This window comes from Microbacterium sp. TNHR37B, assembly GCF_001620065.1.
Lineage (GTDB): Bacteria > Actinomycetota > Actinomycetes > Actinomycetales > Microbacteriaceae > Microbacterium.
In genome coordinates, this window is sequence record NZ_LQGV01000003.1 from 696,647 (window position 1) to 717,853 (window position 21,207).

The following is a 21,207-nucleotide window of genomic DNA, read 5'->3' on the forward strand; positions in this document are numbered from 1 at the left end:
GTCGCTCCCGGCCCGCCTCGGTCCCTGACCGCCGAGACCGGGAGAGCGCAGCCGCAGCCCGCTCCCCCGCTCCCGCGCGGTCAGCGGCTCTGGGCTCCGATGACCTTGGCTCCCTCGGTCAGTGCGCTCTTCGCGGCGACGGCGGCGGGAACCGGTGACGCGTTCGAACTCTGAGCCGAACGCATCGTCGACAGCAGCTTCAGCTCGGGAGACAGCACCGCAGCGCCGTCGACCGCGCGAGAGGTCTTGTCGCGGCCGGTCGCCGAGACGTAGGCCGAGAAGGAGGCGTGGCGCTGGTTGCCGTTGCCCGCCTGCGCCCACTGCGCGAAGTTGCTGGTGGCGGAGGCGCGGGTGCGGTGGTAGACGTTTCCGCCGCTCTCGGTGACCATCTTGGCTCCCGTGAACTCCCGCGACCAGTCATTGACGCACACGACGCAGTCGCCCTGCGCCTCGGAGATGACGTTGTTGCTCACGACGACGTTGCGTACCGTCCAGGGCACGGTGGGGTCGGGGTTGGGGCGCCGCGGATCGTGCCCGGGCAGACTCGTGTTGGAGGCGCGACGCTCGTCCTGCGTGATGTAGACGCTTCCCGTGGCGTTGTCGGACAGCGTGTTGTTCCACACCGCCGCGTTGCCCGAGTTGGCGATGAGGATGCCCGCCTTGCCCGAACCGGCGACGAGGTTGTTCGCGATCACGGCCTTGTCAGACAGCTCCACGACCAGGCCGTACCCGGTGTTACCGGAGACGTCGTTGTCGGTGAACGTCAGGTCGTAGACCGACTCGTCGAACCAGGGGCCCTGACCTTTGTTGTCGATGAACGAGCTGTCGGTCACCTGGATCCCGCGGGCCCGGGTGACTTTGAGCGCTCCCGAGACCGGGGCCCGGTTGAAGCCCTGCGAGTTGTTGTTGACCGACAGCATCCCCTTCACGGTGAGGCCGTCGGACTGCGATGCCCCTGCACCCAGGAGGCCGTTGTTCGCGACGGTCACCCGAGTGAGGGTGACGTTCGAGGCCCACGTGTAGAAGCCGGTGGTCGCATTGTCGCGAATCGTCACGTCGGTCAGGGTGATGCGGGGCTGATCGGCGGTGACGGTTCCCATCTCGGGCACGCTCGTGGCGTAGCGACGGATCCCGATACCGCGGATCTCGGCATCGGTCGCCCGAATGGTGAGCGCCTTGGACAGAGTGCTCGCTTCGACCTTCTTGCCGCTGGGATTGGATCCGATGACGAGCGCCTTGCCGGCGCGGTCCACGTAGAAGGTTCCGGAGGTGACCGCTGAGCGCGATCCCACCTGGGTCAGGGGCTTGCCGTCGATCCAGATCTGGTCGGGATGCGCCGCCATGGGCTTTTTGGGATCCAGCCACTGCCAGCCGGGCTGCGTGCCGTCGGGCTTGCCCTTGGCGTAGGTCGGGCTGGAGTCGAAGAACGTCGTCCAGCCGCTCTTGACCCAGACGGAACCGGACTGCTGCCAGCCGCTGACGACCTCGGCGCCATCGAGCCAGACCTCTTCGTTCGGGTAGGGCTGGATCGTGATGCCGGTGCGGGGGATCACGAACACCGACTGGTGGTAGCTCCCCTTGCGCAGCACCACGGTGCCATAGTTCTTGGCCAGCTCGACGGCACGCTCGATGGTCTTGACCGGCTGGCTCTTCGTGCCGGGAGCGGAGTCCTTGCCGCTCGGTGCGACGAAGATCGCCCCCGCGGGAACGGGGTAGGCGAGTGTGCCGGGCGCTGCTGCGCCGACATCGCCGCGCTTGCCCGGATAGTCCACGCGCACGGCGCCCTGCCCGGTGGGGGACGGCTCGGCCGTCGCCGTCGGCGTGGGAGTCGGCTTCGGCGTCGCACTGGCCGTGGGCTTCGGAGTGGGCGTCGGCTTCGGCGTCGGCTTCGGGGTGACCGTCGGTGTGGGCTGGGGGGTCGGCGCGGGCGCCGGGGCAGCGCTGGTGCGTCGGCTGCTGAGGTTGTCGAACGACACGGGCATCACGGCACCGGCGCCCGAGGCGTAGACGAAAGCTCCCACAGACCCGGCGGCCCGTACGCGCGACGCCGACGTGTCTGCGGTGCGGAGCATCCAGGCGGCCGGCTGGGTGGCGCTGGCGCGCCACGCGCTGGCCGACACGGTCACGGTGCGACCGGCGCCACTGACGGCGGCGCGGATCCGGACCGACTCCCCTGCCTTCACCCGGAACGGAAGCGCCGTGCGCGCGAGCGTCGTGAACGACATCCCCGCCGATCGGGCAATCTCGAGATCGGCCCGCCCGTTGGAGCGCACGATCACTCGCGCGGCGTAGCCCGAGGTGGAGGTGGCGCGGACGAGATGCGACGCGTAGACGGTCGACCCCGACTTCGGCAGCCGTGGCAACCGCACGTCGATCCTGCTGACGACGTTCGCGGCGGTGGCCACCGAAGGAAGCAGGGCACGCGCGGACCGTCCGGCTCCGGCGACGGTGAGCGTCGCGGTACCACGGGAGACCGAGCCGGCACGCGTGGGAACGACGGCATAGCGTCCGCCGTCGAGACTGGCGCCCCATCCCGAAGCGACCGTGCGACTCATCGAGTCGCGGGCGAGCGTGTCGTCGGCGGCCACGGAAGGCGTGGTCGTCAGCAACGGCGCCACGAGCGCCGCGAGGGCGATGGCGATGAGGGTGAAGCGACGAGGGGCAGGCGACGACGACATATGAGGGTCTCCAGGCAACCGCGGGTCGGGCTGGGGGGAACGCAAGCGGGTGGCAGAAAACGTACCACCGCGGTCAACCGATCCGCACGGGTGTGAGAGCACTCTCATGCCAGCGCATGGAGCTGCGCCGGCCGCCGCCGGCGACGATCCGGCCTCGGGTCAGTTCTCGGAGAGGTAGTAGTACCGGTCGCGCCGCGCCTCGGCGACGTTGTTCAGGACGAAGCCAGCCAGGTTCGCGCGCACCCCGGTGAGCGCCGCGATACAGCGCTCCACCTGGGTTTTTGCGGTCTTGCGGGTGTTGATGATCGCGATCGTGGCATCGACGTACTGCGAGATGACGGTGGCATCGGAGACCGACAGCACGGGGGCCGTGTCGATGACGACGAGGTCGTAGGAGGGGCGCAGCGCCTCCACGAGGAGTCGCATCCGATTCGACGCGAGCAGTTCGGCGGGGTTCGGGGCCGGCTCCCCCGCGGTGAGCACCGCGAGGCCTCCCGCGCTCTCGATGATCGCGTCCTCGGCCTCGACGGCCTCGACGAGCACCGAGGTGAGTCCCACCGCGTTCTCGAGCCCGAGTGTGGTCGCCACGGTGGGGCGACGCAGGTCCGCATCGATGAGGAGCACGCGTTGGCCGGACTCGACGTAGGCGAGTGCCAGGTTGACCGCAGTGGTGGTCTTTCCCTCTCCGGCGACGGACGAGGTGACGGCGATCGCACCGATGCGATGCTCGACGGCGGAGAACTTCAGCGCCGAGCGGACCTGTCGATAGGCCTCCGCTCCGTGGCCGTTGGGCTTGGTCAAGACCACGGGACCGCTCGGCTTGCCCTTCTGCCGCGGCACGGCGCCCAGCACCGGCAGGTCGGTGACCTCGGCGAGCGCATTGCGCGAGCGCACGCGGGTGTCCAGCAGCGCCCACGCGCTCAGTGCGAGGGCGGCAAGGAGCGCGCCGATCAGCACGCCGATGACCGCGTTCTGCGACTTGTTCGGCGAGGACTGGACGGTGGCGGGCACGGCGGGATCGATCACGCGGGCAACGACCGTCGACTCACCCTTGTCGTCCTTCGGCGCGATCGTGTACACGGCCTGCGTGAGGTTGTCGGCGATGGAGTTGCCCACCTCGGCGGCGAACTCGGGGTTGGCGGAGGCGGCGGTGATCTCGAGAACGACGGTGTTCTGCGGGATCTCGACCTTCGTCATGCGGCGCAGATCCGTGAGGGTCAGGTCGGGACGGGTGCCCGCCAGGTCATCGCGGACCTCGTCGAGCACGGCGGCCGACGTGGCCAGCTGTGCGAAGGAGAGCATCTGGTTCTGCGTGTAGGCCGACCCTTGATTGATGTCGGAGCCGCTGGACGCGGTACGCATCGAGAAGTAGATCGACGCGGTCGAGTGGAAGACGGGGGTCAGCGTCGAGCTGTAGCCGAACGCGGCGAGACCGCCCACGACCCCGGCGACCACGATCACCCACCACAGTTGCAGGAACACGGACGGCAGCCGTGTCGCCGCCGATTGCGTGGTGCTCATGTTGCCCCCTTGAGCAGTGTGTGTCGCGCGTCATCCAGAACGGGGGCCTCCCCATGGGCACCGTCCCGACGCCAGGCCAGACTATAAGAGGAGACCGCGATTCCCGCGACGAACCAGAGGAACGGGGCGTACTGCGTGATGAGCGCCACCGTCGCCAGGGCCGGGATCTGGCTGACGATGGCGACGGCGGCGGGGCTTCCGCGACCGGTCACGACGACCCACACGCACACCGCGAGCATCAGCACGAGGATGGCGAGGGGCACGATGCCGTGCCGCAGGCCCGTGAGGATGAGGGCGCTGTCGATGGACTGGAATCCGCCGAAGTAGTCGACGCCCGTGGCGTCCACGCGTCGCGCATCGGAGACGCCGATCGCGTTCATGTCGCCGACGAGCGGCAGCAGATCGGCGCGGTATTCGGCGCTCCCGGCCGCCTCGTCGCCGGCGTCGTCGAACACGGTGGAGATGAAGGGCACCGCCGCCACGAGAGCGACCAACGACAGCCCGACGGCCGCGACCCGCTGCCCGATGCGGATGTAGCGGCCGAGGAACACCACGGAGAGGGCGATCACGAGGAGAAGCCCGACGAGACCGATACGGCTGAGGGTCATCACGATCGCGGTCGTGACGATCGCGAGGGCACCGGCCTTCCACCACCACCGCCAGGTCGTGACCAGAACGAACGCGCTCGAGATCGCGAGGCTGGACCCCAGGGAGATGGAGTGCCCGAACGCTCCCTCCGCCCGCAACAGGCCGCCGCGGTACTGGAGGTTGGTCCACATCGCGCCGGACACGCCGGGGATGAGGACGAAGATGTTGACCCCGGTGGCGAATTCGATGATCGCCAGTGCGGCCGCCACGACGGCGATGACCGAGATGCACGAGACCACGAACTCGGACCCGACGGCGGCGATCGCGATCCTGCCCCATATATAAGGCAGGAGCCAGGAGAACACCGTGTACTGCACGTGTCCCCAGACGCCGCCGAACAGCAGGCCGACGACGATCGCCCCGAACGCGGCGACGGCGAGGGTGTCCACGACCGACCAGCGCAGCCGCACCGAGGGCCAGCATCCGACGATGGCGACCATCGTGACGACATCGAGGACGGTCAGCGCGACTCCCTGCACCGAGACGTTGACGTAGACCGGCGCGAAGAACAGCGCTATCGTCCACAGCACGACCGCCCATCGGGCGTCGCGGCGGAACAGCAGCCAGAGGGCCAGCAGGACATTGAGTCCGATGAGGAGCAGCGCCAGCAGGCGAAGCGGATCGCCCACCATCGCCCCCCTTCCCCGGCATGAGGATCGCTCTAGGCATCGTAGCGATGCGGCGCAGGGAATTGAACCGTAGAATAGGACCTCACCATGCACCGAGCCAGGGGGAGGCCATCAGTGCGGGCAGTTGTTCTATGGGCGAGTGACGCGTCGACGAATCTGGGGGTACGGGCGCTGGCGCGGGGTTCTCGCGACCTGTTGCGCCGCGTCTGGCCCGATGTCGAGGTCGAGTTCGTCGACTTCGGGCACCGGCCCGAGCAGCTCCGTTTCGGCCGCAAGCGCTCGCTGATCCGCGAACGGGTGCTGCGCGAGCACGGCATGATGACGTGGCTGCGTTCCTTCGACCTGGTGTGGGACACCCGGTCGGGCGACAGCTTCGCCGACATCTACGGCCTGGACCGGCACCTGAAGATGTCGATGCTGTACGAGTTCGCCCAGCAGGCCGGTGTGCCCACGGTGCTGGCACCCCAGACCATCGGTCCCTTCGGAAGCCGCACGGGGCGTCTCGCCGCTCGGCGGAACATGCGCCGTTCGTCGCTCGTCTATGCGCGCGACCCCGCGAGCGTGGCCGCCGCGCGTGAGCTCGGCCGCCCCGTCGATCGCCTCGCGAGCGATCTCGTCTTCGGCATCGACCAGCCGACGCCGAGCACGGGCCACGACGTCCTGCTGAACGTGTCGGGGCTGTTGTGGAAGCCCAACAGTCACGTCGACAGCGAGCGGTACCAGCGGTTCGTCCGGGCGACGATCGCGGGCCTCCTCGATGCCGGCCGCGGCGTGACGCTCCTCCCGCACGTCCTCGATTCAGCCGATCACGACAACGACGTGCCGGTGTCGCGCATGCTCGCGGACGAGTACGACGGACGCATCGACCTCCACGTTCCGACCGACCTCGACGACGTCCGCGAGACGATCGCCGGCTCCGCCGTGGTGATCGGATCCCGCATGCACGCGTGCCTCAACGCGGTGTCGACGGGAACGCCGGCCATCGCGATCTCGTACTCGCGGAAGTTCAAGCCTCTCTTCGACGAGATCGGGTGGCCGCACGTCCACGCGCTCGGCGAACCGGACGCCCTGGCCGCCCAGGTGGTGGCGACGGCGACCGGCCCGTCCCTCACCGCGGACGCCGAGGCCGCCCGAGATCGCGGCCGTGAGGCGATCACGGCGATCGAGAGCGATCTGCGAGCCCTGCTGTGACCGCGCTGCGCGACCGGGTCCGCTCCGTCGTGGCGGCGGACGCCTGTTCCGGCTGCGGTCTGTGCACGCTGCTCGACCGCGGGCTCGAGATGTCGGAGGCGACGGGGTATCTGCGCCCGGTCGAAGCCGGCGTCCCCGCCGAGCTCGACGGCGCCGCGACGATCTTCGATCGCGCGTGCCCCGGGCGGCGGATGGATGCGCAGCGCCCGGAGGGGGCGCAACGCCACCCGCTGCTGGGCTCGTACTTCGGCATGTGGGTCGCGTCGGCCACCGACGAGGAGGCGCGCTTCCGCGGCTCCAGCGGGGGCGCACTGACGGCGCTCCATCAGTGGCTGGTGAGTCGCGACGTCGACGCGCGGATCGTCTCGGCCACCGCGTCGCCCGCGGCGCCGTCCCGCACAGTGCCGGTGACGATCACGACCAAGGCGCAGGCCCTCGCCTCGGCGGGATCGCGATACGCGCCGGTCGCCGTCGCGGGCGATCCGGCCATCCTGGAGGCGCCCACCGCGGTCACGGGCAAGCCGTGCGAGGTGAGCGCTCTGCGCGCCGCCCGGCTCACCGACGACGCTCCTCTCCTGCTCTCCTTCTTCTGCGCGGGCACACCGAACCAGTCCGCGACGGAGAAGCTCGTCCGCGACCTCGGCGGCCCCGAGATCAGCGAGGTCACGTCACTGCGCTATCGCGGCGACGGATGGCCGGGGCGCTTCGTCGCCGCGTTCGACGGCGGGGAGGTGAGCACGGATTACGAGAACTCCTGGGGCTCCACGCTTGGCCCCGCGACCCAGTGGCGGTGCAAGATCTGCCCCGACGGCATCGGCGAGTCGGCCGACGTCGTGGCGGCCGACTCGTGGGAAACCGACGAGCGCGGCTATCCCGTCTTCGATGAGGGAGCCGGGCAGAGCGCCCTCATCGCGCGCACGCCCCGTGGGCTGGCCGCGGTTCTCGCGGCCGAGGAAGCGGGGTTCCTGCAGCTGAGACCCCTCGATCCGCCCGCTCTCGTGTCGGCGCAGCCGCTGCAGGCGAGCAGGCGCACGTTCCTCTTCGCGCGCCTGCTGGGTTCGCGTCTGGCGGGACGCCCGGCGCCGCGCTACCGCGGCTATGGGCTGCTGCGTCTGACGCTCTCCGCTCCGCGCACCGCGGTCCGCACTGCACGCGGCACCTTCCGGCGCGTGCGGACGGCGCTCAAGGCCGGGCGATGAGCGGCACGCTCGCGCAGTCCGCTGCGCGAGGCATGTTCTTCACGCTGGGCGCGCAGGGCGTCAAGATCCTCCTGCAGCTCGCCTCGGTCGCGATCCTGTCGCGCCTGCTCACGCCGGACGACTACGGCCTGCTCGCGATCGTGCTCGTCATCGTGGGCGCCGGCGAGATCTTCCGCGACTTCGGCCTCACCGCCGCCTCGATCCAGGCGCCGACGCTCAGCCGCGGACAGCGCGACAACCTCTTCTGGCTCAACGCGGCCATCGGCGCCACCCTGTGCGTCATCGTCTTCTTCGTGTCGTGGCCGGCGACCTGGATCACCGGCCTGCCGCAGATCCAGGCGATGGTGCAGTGCCTGTCGCTGCTGTTCATCCTCAACGGCCTGGCGACGCAGCACCGCGCGAGTCTGCTCCGAGCCCTACGGTTCAAGGCGATCGCGGTCGTCGACATCGCCGCCGCGGTGATCGGACTGGGGATCGCGATCCCCGCCGCCCTCGGCGGCCTCGGGTACTGGGCGCTGGTGCTCCAGCAGCTGATCGTCGCCGCCGTGGGGATGGCCGGGGCCATGGTGCTCGCGCGCTGGTGGCCGCGACTTCCCGACCGCACCGAGAGCATCCGCGGCTTCATCGGCTTCGGGTGGAACCTCGTGGCCACCAACCTCCTCATGTACGCGGGCTCGCAGCTGGACACCGTCTTGGTCGGTGCGCGCTTCGGTACGGCCGCGCTCGGTCTGTACAACCGCGCGTTCCAGCTGGTCATGACCCCCCTCAACCAAGTGCGCGCACCCATCAACAGCGTCGCCCAGCCGGTGTTCGCACGGGTACAGGGGGATCAGCCGCGCTTCGAGCGCTACGTCGTGGCCGGACAGCTGGCGCTCGGCTACGGCATCGGCATCGCCCTGGCCGTGCTCGCCGCGCTCTCGACCCCCGTCGTCGCGGTCATGCTCGGGCCGCGCTGGCTCGAGGCCGCCCCCATCCTCTGCCTCTTCGCGATCGCCGCGATGCTCTCGAACATCTCGATGATCGGCTACTGGGTGTACGTCTCGCGTGGCCTCACCGCACAGCTGTTCCGCTACACGATGGTGAGCCTGGCGATCAAGGTCGTCTGCCTCGTGACCGGTTCGTTCTTCGGCGTCGTGGGGGTGGCGGCCGGGTTCGCGATCGCGCCCGCGTTGTCGTGGCCGATCTCGCTCTGGTGGCTGTCACGACTCACCCCCATGCCGGTGCGGGAGCTCTACGCGGGCGCCGCGCGGATCCTCGCCGTGTGCCTGGCCGCCGCTTTCGCGGCCGCCGCCGCGGGGGTCTTCGCGGCGGGCGGGCTCGTGCCCGTCGCCCAGCTCGCGATCGGAGGAGTGGCGGGGCTGCTGGCCGCGGCGTTCTTCCTCGTGTTCCCGCTGTTCCGAAAGGATGCGGCCACCCTCGTGTGGTTCGCCCGACTGATGCTGAACCGCAAGAAGTGACGGGCAAGGGGGATGCCATGACACCGGGTGGACGATCGACGGGCGCATCGCCGGGGGGCCGTATCCACTGGATGGACTCCGTCCGCGGAACGGCGATCCTGCTCCTTCTGCTGTGGCACGCCAGCGCCGTGCCGGAGATGTACGGCGCCGAGATGCCCGACGCCATCCGCGCCGTGAACGCCTTCTTCCTGCCGTTCCGCATGCCCACACTCATGCTCCTGTCCGGCATGCTCCTCGCGAAGTCGCTGAGCAAGCCGCTGCCGACCTACTACGCGGGCAAGTTCGCGATGATCCTGTGGCCCTACGTGGTGTGGGTGCTGATCGCGAAGGCGACCTTCCTCGACATCGAGGGCATGCCGTGGTGGCACTGGCGCGCGTGGTACGCCACGTCGTACCTGTGGTTCCTGTTCTTCATCGGCGTCTACTACCTCATCGCCCCGGCGTTCCGCAGGCTTCCGGGGTGGGTGCCAGTCGCAGGCGCCGCGGTGCTCGGCCTCGTGCTGCCCTACGGCACCACGGAGCAGCGAATGGCCTACTTCGCGGTGTTCTTCTTCGCCGGCGCGTGGCTCGCCCGGCGTCGCGGGGTCCTGGACACCCTGACGCAGTGGCGGGTGGCGGCTCCGCTGGCCGTCGCTGCGGCGGGCTTCGGGATCGCCGCCGCGCTGTGGACCGATCCGCTCCAGTACGCGGTCTGGGGAGCCCCCTTCAGTCTGGCGGGGAGCCTCTTCCTCGCCGCCCTGTACGGCTCCCTCGAACGAGGACGACGACGACTGGGGGCGCTGCGCTTCGCCGGGCGCTCCTCGCTCGTGTACTACGTGAGCCACTTCCCGGTCATGGCCCTGATCTCCGAGGCCCTGCTGGGCGTGCTCCCGCCGCTGCTCGTCGCCGCGATCAATCTCGTGGCGGCCCTCGTGGTGGGAACCCTCCTCGCCGCCGCGAAGGAACGGATCCCGGTGTGCTGGCTGTTCCGCGCCCCGCGCCCGCTCACCCGCGGCGTGGACCGAGCCCTCGGATGGGTGGCCCCGCGGCGGACGGCGACGCGCTAGGGCCTATCGCGCGCCCCGTATCCTGAGCGGATGGATGTCCGCGAGTACCGTGATGCGCTGCGCTCCGTCCTGGAGTCGACCGAGGCGGAGACCCTCCGGCGGCTCGGGTTGATCTCGCGCGCGGCCGCCGAGGCGGACATCGAGGAGATCGTGCTCGATCTGTTCGTGGACGACGACGCGGAAGGCCCGTTCGACGTCTGGGCGCGGTTCGAGGGCGAGTCGGTTTTCGTCACTCAGCAGCGGCTCGGCGACGAGCGACAGCTGGTGGACGTCGTCTGGACCGAGTCCGGGTGGGAGCCTCCGGTCCCGGACCGGCCATCGGGGTGGACGCGGGCCGACCTGCAGGAGGCCCTGGTGGATGTGGTCGCGGAGTGGCTCACGGCTCTCCTCCCCACAGGCGCCGCAGATCGCGTCTGGGTGCTGCAGACTCCGGACGGCGAGATCGACCCACGCGAGCTTCGCCGACCGGGGCGCACCTGAGGTTCACGCCGGCGAGAGGACGGCGTCTCACGCCATCGGCCCCCGGGGGTTCCTCTCGGAACCGCCTCGGGGGCCGATGCGTGATGCGTGCCGCTTACTTGGCGGAGAGTTCGTACACCGAGACGACGACCGGACCGTTGGTGGCAGTGCCGGCAACGTAGCTGCTGACCGCGATCTGGCCCGCGCTCTGCAGAGCGGCGGTCGTGTCCGTGCCGGTGACCCACCAGGCGGTGGGCTCGTCGGTGCCCGCTGCCCACACCTTGACGCGCAGCGTCGTGGTGCCGTCGGCCGAGGTCGTCTGGAAGCGCACGTTGAGCTTGGCGCCCGCAGTGTGGGTGTACCCGGTGAGGTTGCGGTTGGCGATCAGCGTCTCCGTGCCGTCGACGACCTTCGCAACGCCGACCGCGACGACACCCGCCGACGAGATCCGGAGCTTCGCACGCAGCTCGTTGCTGCCGTTCTTGTGCACCGCGTAGTTGAGGTGGAGTCCGCCGCCGTCGGCCACCTTGTCGGTCGAGAACGTCAGACGGGCGTCGAGATCACGTGCGGAGACGTCCGAGAGCGTGGCCGTCCGCGTCTGCGACTTGCCGACCGTCAGCAGGCCTGCGCCGTCGGCGACCGAGAGCCCGGTGGTGCCGCTCCAGGCGCCGCCGTCGATCGCGGTTCCCCACCCGGTGGCGACGGTCCGCTCGAAGTCGTCTCGTGCGACGAACGAGTCGTTGGACACCGTCACGCTCTTGGTCGCCGACGCGGTCGCCCCCAGACTGTCGGTGACGGTCAGGGTGACGTCGTACTGGCCCGACGCGGCGTAGCTGTGCGACGCGGTACGACCGGTCGAGGCCGACGAACCGTCGCCCCAGGTCCAGCTGTACGTGAGCGTCGCCCCGTCGGAGGCGGTGGAGTCTCCGCCGTCGACGGTGACCGTGAGCCCCGCGGCGGCCGTCGTCAGCTTCGCGACGGGCCGTGCGTGCTCGACGACGATGTTGGTCGACACGGGCGTGCTGGTGGCCCCCGCACTATCGGTGACCGTGAGCGTCACCGCGTAGGTGCCTGCCGCATCGTACGTGTGGGAGGGCTTCGCCGCCGTCGAGGTCTTGCCGTCGCCGAAGTTCCACGAGTACCCCGTGATGGTCGCCCCATCCGAGGCCGACGACTCGGTGCCGTCGAACGAGGCGGTCAGGCCGTCGGCCATCGCGGCGATCTTGGCGACGGGTGCCGCGTGCGGAGCGACGGCGGTGCCGCGGACGACGAGGTCATCGACCGACACCGTCACGGGTCCGTTGGTGATGGTGCCGGTGCCGTAGGCTCCGACGCCGAACGATCCGGCACCCTGCAGCGTGTTCTCCGTGTTCGAGGCCGTCGTGGTCCAGTCGGTCGGCTCGCTCGAGCCCACCGGCCACACCTTGACCTTGAGGTCGGTACGCGATGCGGTCGGCTGCTCCACGAGGAAGCGGACGTTCAGCTTCGCGCCGGCCGTGTAGGTGTAGCCCGTGAGCGTCTTGGCCGCGATCAAGGTCTCGGTCGAGCCGATGACGGTCGCCAGGTTCACGGTGACCGCACCGGCCGCGGAGATCCGCAGCTTCGCCCGGTACTCACCCGTCGCGTCCTGGTGCCCGACGACGTTGAAGTGGATGCCACCGCCGTCGGCGACCTTGTCGGACGAGAAGACGAGCGACATGTCGAACGCGTTGGTCTGCGGGTCAGGCAGCGAGATCCGGCGGGTCTGCGACTTGCCGACCGAGATCTTGCCGGCGCCGTCGGCGACCGAGAAGCCCGTGGCGCCCGACCAGCTGCCGCCGACGTCGGCCGTGCCCCAGCCGCTGGCGACGGTGCGGTCGAACGTGTCGCGAGCGAGGAACACCTCGGCGAACACCTGCACGTCATGGCTCACCGTCGCGGTCGAGCCGAGGCTGTCGGTGACCGTCAGGGTGACCGCGTAGGTGCCGGCCTGTGCGTAGGTGTGGGTCGCGGTCTTGCCGGTACCGGCCGGGCTCCCGTCGCCCCAGTTCCACGAGTAGGAGAGCGTCGCACCGTCCGACGCGGACGAGCCGCTCGCATCGGTCGACACCGACGGGCCCGCCGCGGTCACGTCGAACGCCGCCACCGGATCGGCATGGGTCACGGTCACCTGCGCGGTCGCCGCCGTGCTGTGCGCGCCGGTCTCATCGGTCACGATGAGGGACACGGTGTAGGTGCCGGCCGCGTCGTAGCGGTGCGTGGGCGAGACCGCGGTCGAAGTGGCTCCGTCGCCGAAGTCCCATGCGTAGCCCTCGACCGTGGACCCGGTCATCGCGGTCGAGCCCGAGCCGTCGAACGATGCCGTGAGGCCGCTCTCGGTGTGCGCGATCATCGCGGTGGGTGCCTGGTGCGGAGGCGTCGCGGTGACGGTCGCGGTCTGGGTCGAGACCAGCCCGCGGTTGTCGGTGACCTTGAGCGTGACCGTGTAGGTGCCCGGCGTCGCGTAGGTGTGCGTGGCGGTCACGCCGGAGGCGGACGGGGTGCCGTCGCCGAAGTCCCACGTGTAGGAGCTGATGCTCTGACCGCTCGCCGCCGTCGAGGCCGAGGCGTCGAACGACCGGCTGAGGTCGGTGCCGGTCACCTGGAACGAGGCGGTGGGAACACCGGCACCGGTGCCGACCGCGTAGTGCTGCGCGACCTGCTGGGCCGTGAGCGCCGCGCCGTAGACGGCGACCTCGTCGAGCTGTCCCGTGTAATAGCGGTTGTTCGACGGCTGGTTCGGCCACCCGTTGAGGTTGTCGCCGCCGATGCGCCAATACCCGGTGTAGTCCTGGGCGGTCGTGACCGAGGCGTCGGATGCGCTCAACTGACCGTCGAGGTAGAGGGCCATGCCCCCGGTCCCCTGGGTGGCCACCACGTGGTGCCACTGGTTGTCGGCGTACGACTTGTTGCTCGGCGACATCACGGTGCGGACCGCGTTCGGATAGACACCGAAGACGATGCGGCCGTTGTCGGTGAGGTAGACGTGACGGTCGTAGGAACCGGAGTCACCCGTGCGGGAGCTTCCGTACCCGATCAGCTTGCCCGAGTTACCCGGGGCCGCTTTGAACCACAGCTCCACGCTGAAGCGGGCGGTGGTCGGGACGGTGGTCGCGGTCGACGCCGTGCCGCTCTGCGATCCGTTGAACTGCGCGGCACCGGTCTCGCCGGGGATCGCGGAGCCGTTCACGCTCGTGACGCCCGTTCCCGCCACGGCGTCGCGGCTGCCGGCCCAGTCCGCCGTGAAGCTGGACGGGGTGAAGCGCCAGTAGATCGACGGGGACGTCGCCAGCACCTGGTCGGCGTACGCCGAGGGCAGGTTGTTGGTCACGGTGCCGGTGATCTCCGAGCTCGTCACGGAGTTGCCGTCGCCGTCGCGGACCACGACGCGGTACGTGTGCGTGGTTCCCGCAGTGAGACCCGTGGCCGTCAGAGAGACACCCGGCAGGTTCCAGAAGGTGGACGCCTTGGTGACGGTGGCCGCCGGGGCGCTGGCGCCCTGCTCCCACAGCTCGTAGGTGAGGTCGCGGTCATCGCGGTCCCAGTTGGAGCCGATGCTCACCGACAGCGTGCCGGGGAACAGCGACTTGGTGCTGGTGGGCGCCCAGTCCGCACCGGAGAGGCGCGGTCCCTGCTTGGCACCGCTGGCGGGCTTGCGCGCGAATCGCACGAGACCCTGCTGCCTCTGGTTGTTGACGCCGATGAACTCGCCACCGAAGACCACGTAGTCGTCGTTGCCCGTGATGGTCCAGCCGGCCTGGCCCATGCCGGACGCGGTGCCGGTGAGCCACTCGGGGAACCAGTTGACGGCGGCCGGTGCGGGATACCCGCTCCAGTCGGCGTAGATGTTGTTGACGTAGGGCGAGCGGGTCAGCGTGCCCTTACGCTCGGCCGTGTAGACGGTCGCGTGACGCAGCGTCCCGTCGCCCTGCGGAAGGCCTCCGGCCGTCGTGCACTCGTGCTCGTGACCCGTGCTGTAGACGTTGGTGCCGTCGGAGAAGACGCCGTAGTGGTCACCGTGGCAGTCGGCGATCCACGCCACGTCACCGGTCTGGCCGTCGGCGGCGAAGAGACCCTCCAGGTTGCCTGTGGCGACGTCGGAGAAGACCCACCCGGTGCCGTAGACGTTCTTGGAGTCGGCGGAGATGGCCCAGATACCCGCCTTGCCGGAGCTTCCGGATCCGTCGTTGCGACCGTTCTTGACCGTGTTGGTCACCGCCCACGGCAGGAGAGCGCCGCTGGTGAGGTCGAGTGCGGCGAGTCCGCGCTGGAGCGAGCCGTTGACGTTGGCGAAGCGACCCGCGGCGATCAGCTTGCCGCCGCCGGGGGCCAGGACCATCGAGTCGACCTGCAGGTCGGTGGTGGGCGCCCAGCCCAGGACCGCTCCGTTGGAGGCGCTCACCGCGGCGAGGTTCTGTCGCGAGATGCCGCCGGCGGCGCCGATCAGGCCGCCGAAGTAGACGGCGGTGTCGGTGGCGACGATCGCATTGACGAACGATCCGCCGATGGCCGGCTTGAACGTGTTGGAGAGCTGACCGGTGGCGGTGTCGAACGCCGCGACGTTGAAGCGCGTGGCGTCGCCGACCTTCTGGAAGCTGCCGCCGACGTAGAGGGTGCGCCCGTCGGGCGAGAGCGCGAGCGCCTTGACGGTGCCCTTGATGTCGGGAGCGAAGGGCAGCAGGTTGCCCGTGCGCACGTCGTAGGCCAGCAGGTTCGAGCGGGCCGTCAGGTTGGTGCCCGGAGCGGCACCGGCGGGACGGGTCTGCGAGAAGCTGCCGCCCGCGTAGACGGTGTTCCCGTTCATGACCTGCGTCCAGACGATGCCGGAGTCCAGCTGCACGGTGGGCAGCGCGTCGGCGGTGACCGTCTTGGCGTTGCGCTGTTCGATGGGCGCGACGCCGCTCAGGTCGCCGTCGGCGGCCACGGCGGCACCGCCGCCGACGACAGCGCCGGCGGCCACGACGGCCGCGGCGGCGAGGACGGCGACGCTGCGCCAGATCTTCTCGGTGATGTTCATCGGGGGGATCCTTGTTCTCAGTTCTGTTCGGCGAACAGCGCGATCGTCGCGCCTGCCACGTATTGGATGCTCACGACGAAGTCCTTGCGGGACTTCTCGGGAAGAAGGAAGACGTACGTCGCTTCAGCGGTGTCTCCCGCGGCGAGTTCGCCGGCGAAGGGCGCGTAAGGCTCAGAGGTCGTCGGCTGGCCGAAGACGTCGCCGTCGGCGGTGAGGCCGACCATCGCGGTGGCGATGTCGATGGGCTTCGCGCCGCCGTTGGTGAGCGAGACGTCGACGGCCACGGCCGGACCGGAGATCTCGCCCGGCGTCTGAGCGGTGACATCCAGCGAGCGGATCTTGGTGATCCGCGCGGTGACGTCACCCCCGACGTCGGCTTCGTCCTTCAGGCCGACCTTGGTGGTCTCGACCTTGCCGCCCGACTTCTCGACCTCGTCGATGGACCCGCCGTTCGGAGCGGGCACCGTCTCGGTCGGTGCGGGCGTGGTGTTCTGTGTGCCGTCAGCCGTCGGCGCCGCGCTGGCGTTGCCGGCGGCGCCGGTCTCCGCCGCGATTCCGGAGCACGCAGACAGCGCGATCACGGACGCAAGTGCGATGACGGCGCCGATATGGCGCGTGTAACGTCGTTCCCCCATTGACGAGACTCCCCAGTCCCCAAACGAGATCGCCTGTCATTCCTTGTTCGGCGATCCCACTCGCCGAGGACAGGTTCGACCTCTTATTCCCCAGAGTCGGGAATCTACCACACGCTTGCGCGAATCGCCTAGGAGTTTGCGCGTTTTCTTTCCGACGGGCGGGTGGGGTCCTCCACCTGCGTGAGCTCGTCGGTAGCGCGCAATCGCGTGTCCTCTGGACTTCGCGACGTCTCCAAGCGGATGGCGGGACCCGCCAGGTAGAGCGCGAGCTCCGGGAAGCTCGAGTAGTGCGGCCCGACGATGTGCGCCGAGCTCGCCAGGAGATAGAGATCCACGAGCGACAGCCGCAGCGCACCCAGGCTGTTGTACGCGCCCTTGTCTCCGAGGCCCACCGTGCCGGGGAAGGCGGCTTGGATCCGCTCCTGCGCCGCCACCGTGTCGGCCGAGACGAAGAAGGGCACGGGCCCGTGCTCGCGTCGGATCTCGGACAGGCGGTCCAGGTACCACTCGATCGGAGACTCGCGCAGCGTGTTCTCGTGCGACACGGCATGCGTGCGCACCATGACGCCGACGTACGGCGCACCCCGGAAATGGTCGTCGAAGACCCGGTGCACACGATCGGCCACCTCGGGCACGGGACGAAGCTCCCGCAGGAGGGGATGCCACGCGTCGATCCCCTCGGGAAGCGCCAGCGGCTGCGAGGTGCGGATCTGCCAGAGGTCGTCGTCGGTCGCCTCCGGGATCCACTCCAGTCCGGCGTCTCGGTAGGGGTGGGCACGGGAGAGCAGGATCGACCGGGCGCGCGAGATCCGCTGCCGCTCGGTGTGCCACAGCTGGTCCATCCGCGCTCCGAACGGGCGCCCGGTCGGCCACACGTACGCGAACGAGCGGCCGGTCTGTTCGGCCAGCAGCTGCGCCGACAGCACGACGCGCACGCGGTTTCCCAGCCCATGGTAGGGCCGTGTGACGGCCACGACTCCGGGGCGCTTCACGGTCCCACCTTTCCGCGCAGCCCGTCGCGCATCCCGCGCGCGAGCGCCCGCCACGGCGCGATCGACCGCACGAGCTGGCGACGGCCACCGCCCAGGAGCGTGCCGTAGGAGACCCGCAGCGTGGAGCGTCGCCACTGCCGGTACGTCTCCGCGTCGAGGTGCCGGGCGGCGTACAGGAGCCGATTGCGGATGTTGTAGTAGTAGAACAGCTCCGACCGGGCGCGACCGGGGTCGACCGACTGCTGCGTGCCGCCCTCGTCGTGGACCGCGGTGATCGTGTCGTCGATGACGAGGCGTCCCCCCGCATCGAGGATGCGGTGCGAGAGGTCGACGTCCTCCCAGTAGAGGAAGAAGTCCTCGTCGAATCCGCCGACGCGACGCCAGAGGGCGGCGGAGATCGCGAAGCACGCTCCGGAGACCCACATGCGGCGCGGGCGATCGCCGTTGCGCTCGCGGAAGCGGATGCCGGAGAGCGAACCATCGTCGAGGTGGAGGTCCATGCCCCCGCTCCAGATGCTGCCGTCGGGCCGCAGCACCACCGGCGAGACGAGCGTCTCGGGGTCGGTCGCGGCAGCATCGACGAGCGCGCGGGCCGACGCGGCCGGCAGCGTGGCATCGGGATTGAGCACGAGGATCACCTCGGCGCCGTCGGCGATCGCCGCATCGGCGCCGCGGTTGACCCCGCCGCCGAACCCGAGATTGCGTTCCAGCAGCAGCGTCTGCCAGCCGTGCTCCTCGGCGAGGGCACGCACCGCAGCCTGCTCGGCCGGATCGCGGAAGCAGTCCACGACGTGCACGCGCAGCCAGGGTGCGGACTCCGCCAGCGGCACGAGGTTGCGCTCCAGGAGCGCGCTGGATCCGTAGTTGACGACGATGAGCGCGGCGGAGGTCACGACGATCCGTCCGTGCCGATCGCGCGCATCTCCCGAGACCACTTGACCGCCGCGGCGGCCAGGAACAGCACGGCCACGAGAGCGAGCAGGCCGTAGAAGACGAGGAAGAGCGGCGGCCAGCCCCAGAACACGAAGACGAGGCAGACGAGTCCGAAGTCCGTCGGAAGCAGGAGGACGGAGCGTCCGAGGGTGCCGCCGCCGCGCTGATGCGTCGAGGCGACGCCCCGCGTGCTCTTGAGGAGGTCGTTGAGGAGCATCCCGGCGAACCCGGTCGACGACGCGATGGAGAACACGAGCGGGATGAGCAGCAGCACGGGCTGGTCCGGGATCGCTCGGTACAGGCCCACGAGCACAGCCAGGTGCAGCGAGGACAGCTTGAGCGCATCGATGAAGTGATCCAGCCACTCGCCCTGGACCGTGCCGCCCCCGCGGAGCCGGGCCAGCTGTCCGTCGGCGGAATCCCACGCGTACCCCAGGGCGAGGAGCGCGGCGGCGACGAACCCTGTCCATGCCTCGACGGGCGCGGCCGCGATCAACCCGATCGCGAGAAAGGTGTGGACGGCACTGATGGCCGAGGCCTGGTTCGGCGTCAAACCGAGACGGTGCGCGACCGCCGCGAAGAAGCGGCCCATGCGGCGGTTCACGTAGACCGAGTAGGCCGGCGCGCCGCGCGCGTGCCCCTTCTGCGCCGCGGCGAGCGCTCGGTAAGAATCGACGATCGACAAAACGGTTCCCCCTCCCGGTGCCCCGTCCCTCGTCATGAGCGGCGCACAGACGAATCATATGACGAGGCGTCCGCGGCGTCCGCGACCTCGGCGGGGCGGGCATAGTCTGGGTCGCGCGAATCACCGTCGTCGGAAGGGGAGCCAATGAACGGTGGACATCTGCGCGTCATGCAGTCGTTCCGGAAGCCGCGGGTCACATCGAACCCGTACATCCACATGCTCGACGAGGCCCTGGAGCAGGCGGAGGGGATCGAGCACCTCCGCTTCTCGTGGCCCGGCGCCTTGCTCGGCCGCCTCGACGTGCTGCACTTCCATTGGCCGGAGGTGTTCCTGGAGGGACGGACGCCCGTGCACCGCCTGGTCCGCCGTGCGCGGATGCAGGCGCTGCTGTGGAAACTGCGGCTGACTCGCACCGCCATCGTGCGCACCGTCCACAACCTCGAGCTCCCCTCCGGGATCAGCGGCTGGGACCGCCGGATGCTGGAGTCGGTGCGACGACGGGCCGCCGTCAGCATCGCGCTCAACGACCAGACGGAGGTTCCGGGGACGGTCGCCGTGGTACCGCACGGCCACTACGTCGACTGGTTCGCCGGCATGGAGCGTTCCGAGCGCGTGCCCGACCGCCTCGCCTTCGTCGGGCTGGTCCGCCGGTACAAGGGCGTCGAAGCGCTCATCGCCGCCTTCGCCGATCTGCGCGCGCGGCGGCCGGAGGCCACTCTCGCGATCTCCGGCCGACCCACCACCGAGGAGATGGACGCGGAGGTGCGCCGGCTCGCCGCGACGACCCCGGGCATCGAGCTGCAGCTGGAGTACCTCACGGAAGCGGACTACGCGCGGGCCGTCACGGCCGCGTCGCTGGTCGTGCTCCCGTACGTCCACATGCACAACTCCGGCACCGTGCTCGCCGCGCTCTCCCTCGATCGCCCCGTGCTCGTGCCCGACAACGAGGTCAACCGCGCCCTCGCGGCGGAGGTCGGACCGGGATGGGTGCACACCTTCGAGGGCACGCTGAGCGCCGACGACATCGGGCGCGCGCTCGACGCGGTACGCACGGGCGACCAGGGGACGTCGCCCGACCTGTCGCAGCGCGGCTGGGCGGCGACGGGGACCGCCCACGCCGAGGCCTATCGCCGCGCCGCGCGGGCACGGCGACGAGGGGCGCGCACCGCATGACCGACCGCATCGTGATCGCGGTCCCGACGTTCCGTCGGCCCGTCCTCCTCGCCACGCTCCTGGCCGATCTCGCGGAGCAGGCCCGTCCCGACGATGCCGCCGTGTCGGTCTGCGTCATCGACAACGACCCCGCCGGTTCCGCAGCCGATGTCGCCGCGGCCCACGGCGCTCGCTACGTGCGCGAGCCGTCGCGGGGTCTGGCCGCGGTCCGCAACCGCGCGCTCGACGAGGCCGGCGATGCGCGCGCTCTCGTCTTCATCGACGACGACGAGAGGCCAGACGCCCACTGGCTGGCGCGACTGGTCGAGACGTGGCGCGCCACGGGGGCGGCCGCCGTCTCCGGGCGCGTCGAGTCCCGCTTCCCCGAGGGCTTCGACGATCCCTGGATCCACGCCGGCGGGTTCTTCCGCCGTGTCGCGTTCCCCGCCGGCGCCTCGCAACCGGCCGCTCCCACCAACAATCTGCTGCTCGACCTGGACGCTGTCCGCCGCAGCGGCCTTCGCTTCGATCCGCGCTTCGGCCTCAGCGGAGGTGAGGACATCCTCTTCACGAAGCAGCTGGTGGCCGCGGGAGGAAGGATCGTCGCCGCGCCCGACGCGCTCGTCTTCGACGACGTCGCGGCCGACCGCCTGACACCGCGCTGGGTGCTGCGCCGCGCGTATCGCGTGGGGATCAGTTCGACGCGCACCGACCTCGTGGTCCGCCCGGGGGTCCTCACGCGGCTGCGCTGGCTCGGCGCGGGCATCGCCCGCGTGGCGGCCGGCACGCTGCGGCGCGGCGTGGGGGTGCTGACGCGCTCCGTCGTCCACCGCGCGCGAGGGGCTCGGGCGCAGTGGCGGGGGGCCGGCATGGTCGCCGGCGCCCTCGGATTCGACTACGCGGAGTACCGTCGGCGCGACGGCGGGAACTGAGTCCGACACAGCTTC

Annotated in this window: 15 protein-coding genes; 7 read left to right on the plus strand and 8 right to left on the minus strand. The window is 70.2% G+C overall.

Going from position 1 to position 21,207, the window contains the following annotated elements; genetic code table 11:
- Positions 1-80 precede the first annotated feature (80 nt).
- From AVP41_RS11375 to AVP41_RS11385, 3 genes are all read right to left on the minus strand, one after another.
- The gene (locus tag AVP41_RS11375; protein WP_067164405.1) at positions 81-2,678 is read right to left on the minus strand and encodes a right-handed parallel beta-helix repeat-containing protein; all 2,598 of its coding nucleotides are present in this window, start codon (positions 2,676-2,678) and stop codon (positions 81-83) included.
- Between the two features lie 159 nt (positions 2,679-2,837).
- The gene (locus tag AVP41_RS11380; RefSeq protein ID WP_067164408.1) at positions 2,838-4,199 is read right to left on the minus strand and encodes a polysaccharide biosynthesis tyrosine autokinase; all 1,362 of its coding nucleotides are present in this window, start codon (positions 4,197-4,199) and stop codon (positions 2,838-2,840) included.
- On the minus strand, positions 4,196-5,476 hold the full coding sequence (locus AVP41_RS11385; RefSeq protein WP_157532465.1) for a hypothetical protein: 1,281 nt from the start codon (positions 5,474-5,476) through the stop codon (positions 4,196-4,198). Before AVP41_RS11385 ends, AVP41_RS11380 begins: the two co-directional genes overlap by 4 nt.
- An 87-nt stretch (positions 5,477-5,563) precedes the next feature.
- Between AVP41_RS11385 and AVP41_RS11390 the strand changes: the two genes are divergently transcribed.
- The 5 genes from AVP41_RS11390 to AVP41_RS11410 are packed head-to-tail and all read left to right on the plus strand — an operon-like array spanning position 5,564 to position 10,849.
- On the plus strand, positions 5,564-6,667 hold the full coding sequence (locus AVP41_RS11390; protein ID WP_231902736.1) for a polysaccharide pyruvyl transferase family protein: 1,104 nt from the start codon (positions 5,564-5,566) through the stop codon (positions 6,665-6,667).
- Positions 6,664-7,866 carry a Coenzyme F420 hydrogenase/dehydrogenase, beta subunit C-terminal domain gene (locus AVP41_RS11395; protein WP_067164414.1) on the plus strand — a complete coding sequence of 401 codons (1,203 nt, stop codon included), beginning with the start codon at positions 6,664-6,666 and terminating at the stop codon, positions 7,864-7,866. The genes AVP41_RS11390 and AVP41_RS11395 overlap by 4 nt, the downstream gene beginning before the upstream one ends.
- The gene (locus AVP41_RS11400; protein ID WP_067164415.1) at positions 7,863-9,323 is read left to right on the plus strand and encodes a lipopolysaccharide biosynthesis protein; all 1,461 of its coding nucleotides are present in this window, start codon (positions 7,863-7,865) and stop codon (positions 9,321-9,323) included. Before AVP41_RS11395 ends, AVP41_RS11400 begins: the two co-directional genes overlap by 4 nt.
- A 17-nt stretch (positions 9,324-9,340) precedes the next feature.
- Positions 9,341-10,369: an acyltransferase family protein gene (locus AVP41_RS11405; RefSeq protein ID WP_082829172.1), complete on the plus strand. Its 1,029-nt coding sequence runs from the start codon at positions 9,341-9,343 to the stop codon at positions 10,367-10,369.
- 30 nt (positions 10,370-10,399) lie between these two features.
- Positions 10,400-10,849: a DUF6389 family protein gene (locus tag AVP41_RS11410; protein ID WP_082829173.1), complete on the plus strand. Its 450-nt coding sequence runs from the start codon at positions 10,400-10,402 to the stop codon at positions 10,847-10,849.
- Positions 10,850-10,943: 94 nt separating this feature from the next.
- Here AVP41_RS11410 and AVP41_RS17010 read toward each other — a convergent pair whose 3' ends face one another.
- From AVP41_RS17010 to AVP41_RS11435, 5 genes are all read right to left on the minus strand, one after another.
- Positions 10,944-15,863 (minus strand): LamG domain-containing protein, encoded by a 4,920-nt coding sequence (locus AVP41_RS17010; RefSeq protein WP_067164417.1) that lies wholly within the window; start codon positions 15,861-15,863, stop codon positions 10,944-10,946.
- Between the two features lie 17 nt (positions 15,864-15,880).
- Complete coding sequence (locus AVP41_RS11420; protein WP_067164419.1) at positions 15,881-16,498, minus strand: hypothetical protein; 618 nt, start codon at positions 16,496-16,498, stop codon at positions 15,881-15,883.
- A gap of 128 nt (positions 16,499-16,626) precedes the next feature.
- Positions 16,627-17,490, minus strand: a complete 864-nt coding sequence (locus tag AVP41_RS11425; protein WP_067164421.1) for a hypothetical protein — start codon at positions 17,488-17,490, stop codon at positions 16,627-16,629.
- Positions 17,487-18,383 (minus strand): glycosyltransferase family 2 protein, encoded by an 897-nt coding sequence (locus AVP41_RS16830; RefSeq protein WP_231902737.1) that lies wholly within the window; start codon positions 18,381-18,383, stop codon positions 17,487-17,489. The genes AVP41_RS11425 and AVP41_RS16830 overlap by 4 nt, the downstream gene beginning before the upstream one ends.
- Positions 18,380-19,144, minus strand: coding sequence for a CDP-alcohol phosphatidyltransferase family protein (locus tag AVP41_RS11435; protein ID WP_067164422.1), 765 nt, complete (start codon positions 19,142-19,144; stop codon positions 18,380-18,382). The genes AVP41_RS16830 and AVP41_RS11435 overlap by 4 nt, the downstream gene beginning before the upstream one ends.
- Before the next feature lie 108 nt (positions 19,145-19,252).
- Between AVP41_RS11435 and AVP41_RS11440 the strand changes: the two genes are divergently transcribed.
- Together AVP41_RS11440 and AVP41_RS11445 are read left to right on the plus strand one after the other, a co-directional pair.
- On the plus strand, positions 19,253-20,281 hold the full coding sequence (locus tag AVP41_RS11440) for a glycosyltransferase (RefSeq protein ID WP_067164423.1): 1,029 nt from the start codon (positions 19,253-19,255) through the stop codon (positions 20,279-20,281).
- On the plus strand, positions 20,278-21,192 hold the full coding sequence (locus tag AVP41_RS11445; protein ID WP_067164424.1) for a glycosyltransferase family 2 protein: 915 nt from the start codon (positions 20,278-20,280) through the stop codon (positions 21,190-21,192). Before AVP41_RS11440 ends, AVP41_RS11445 begins: the two co-directional genes overlap by 4 nt.
- Positions 21,193-21,207: the final 15 nt, after the last annotated feature.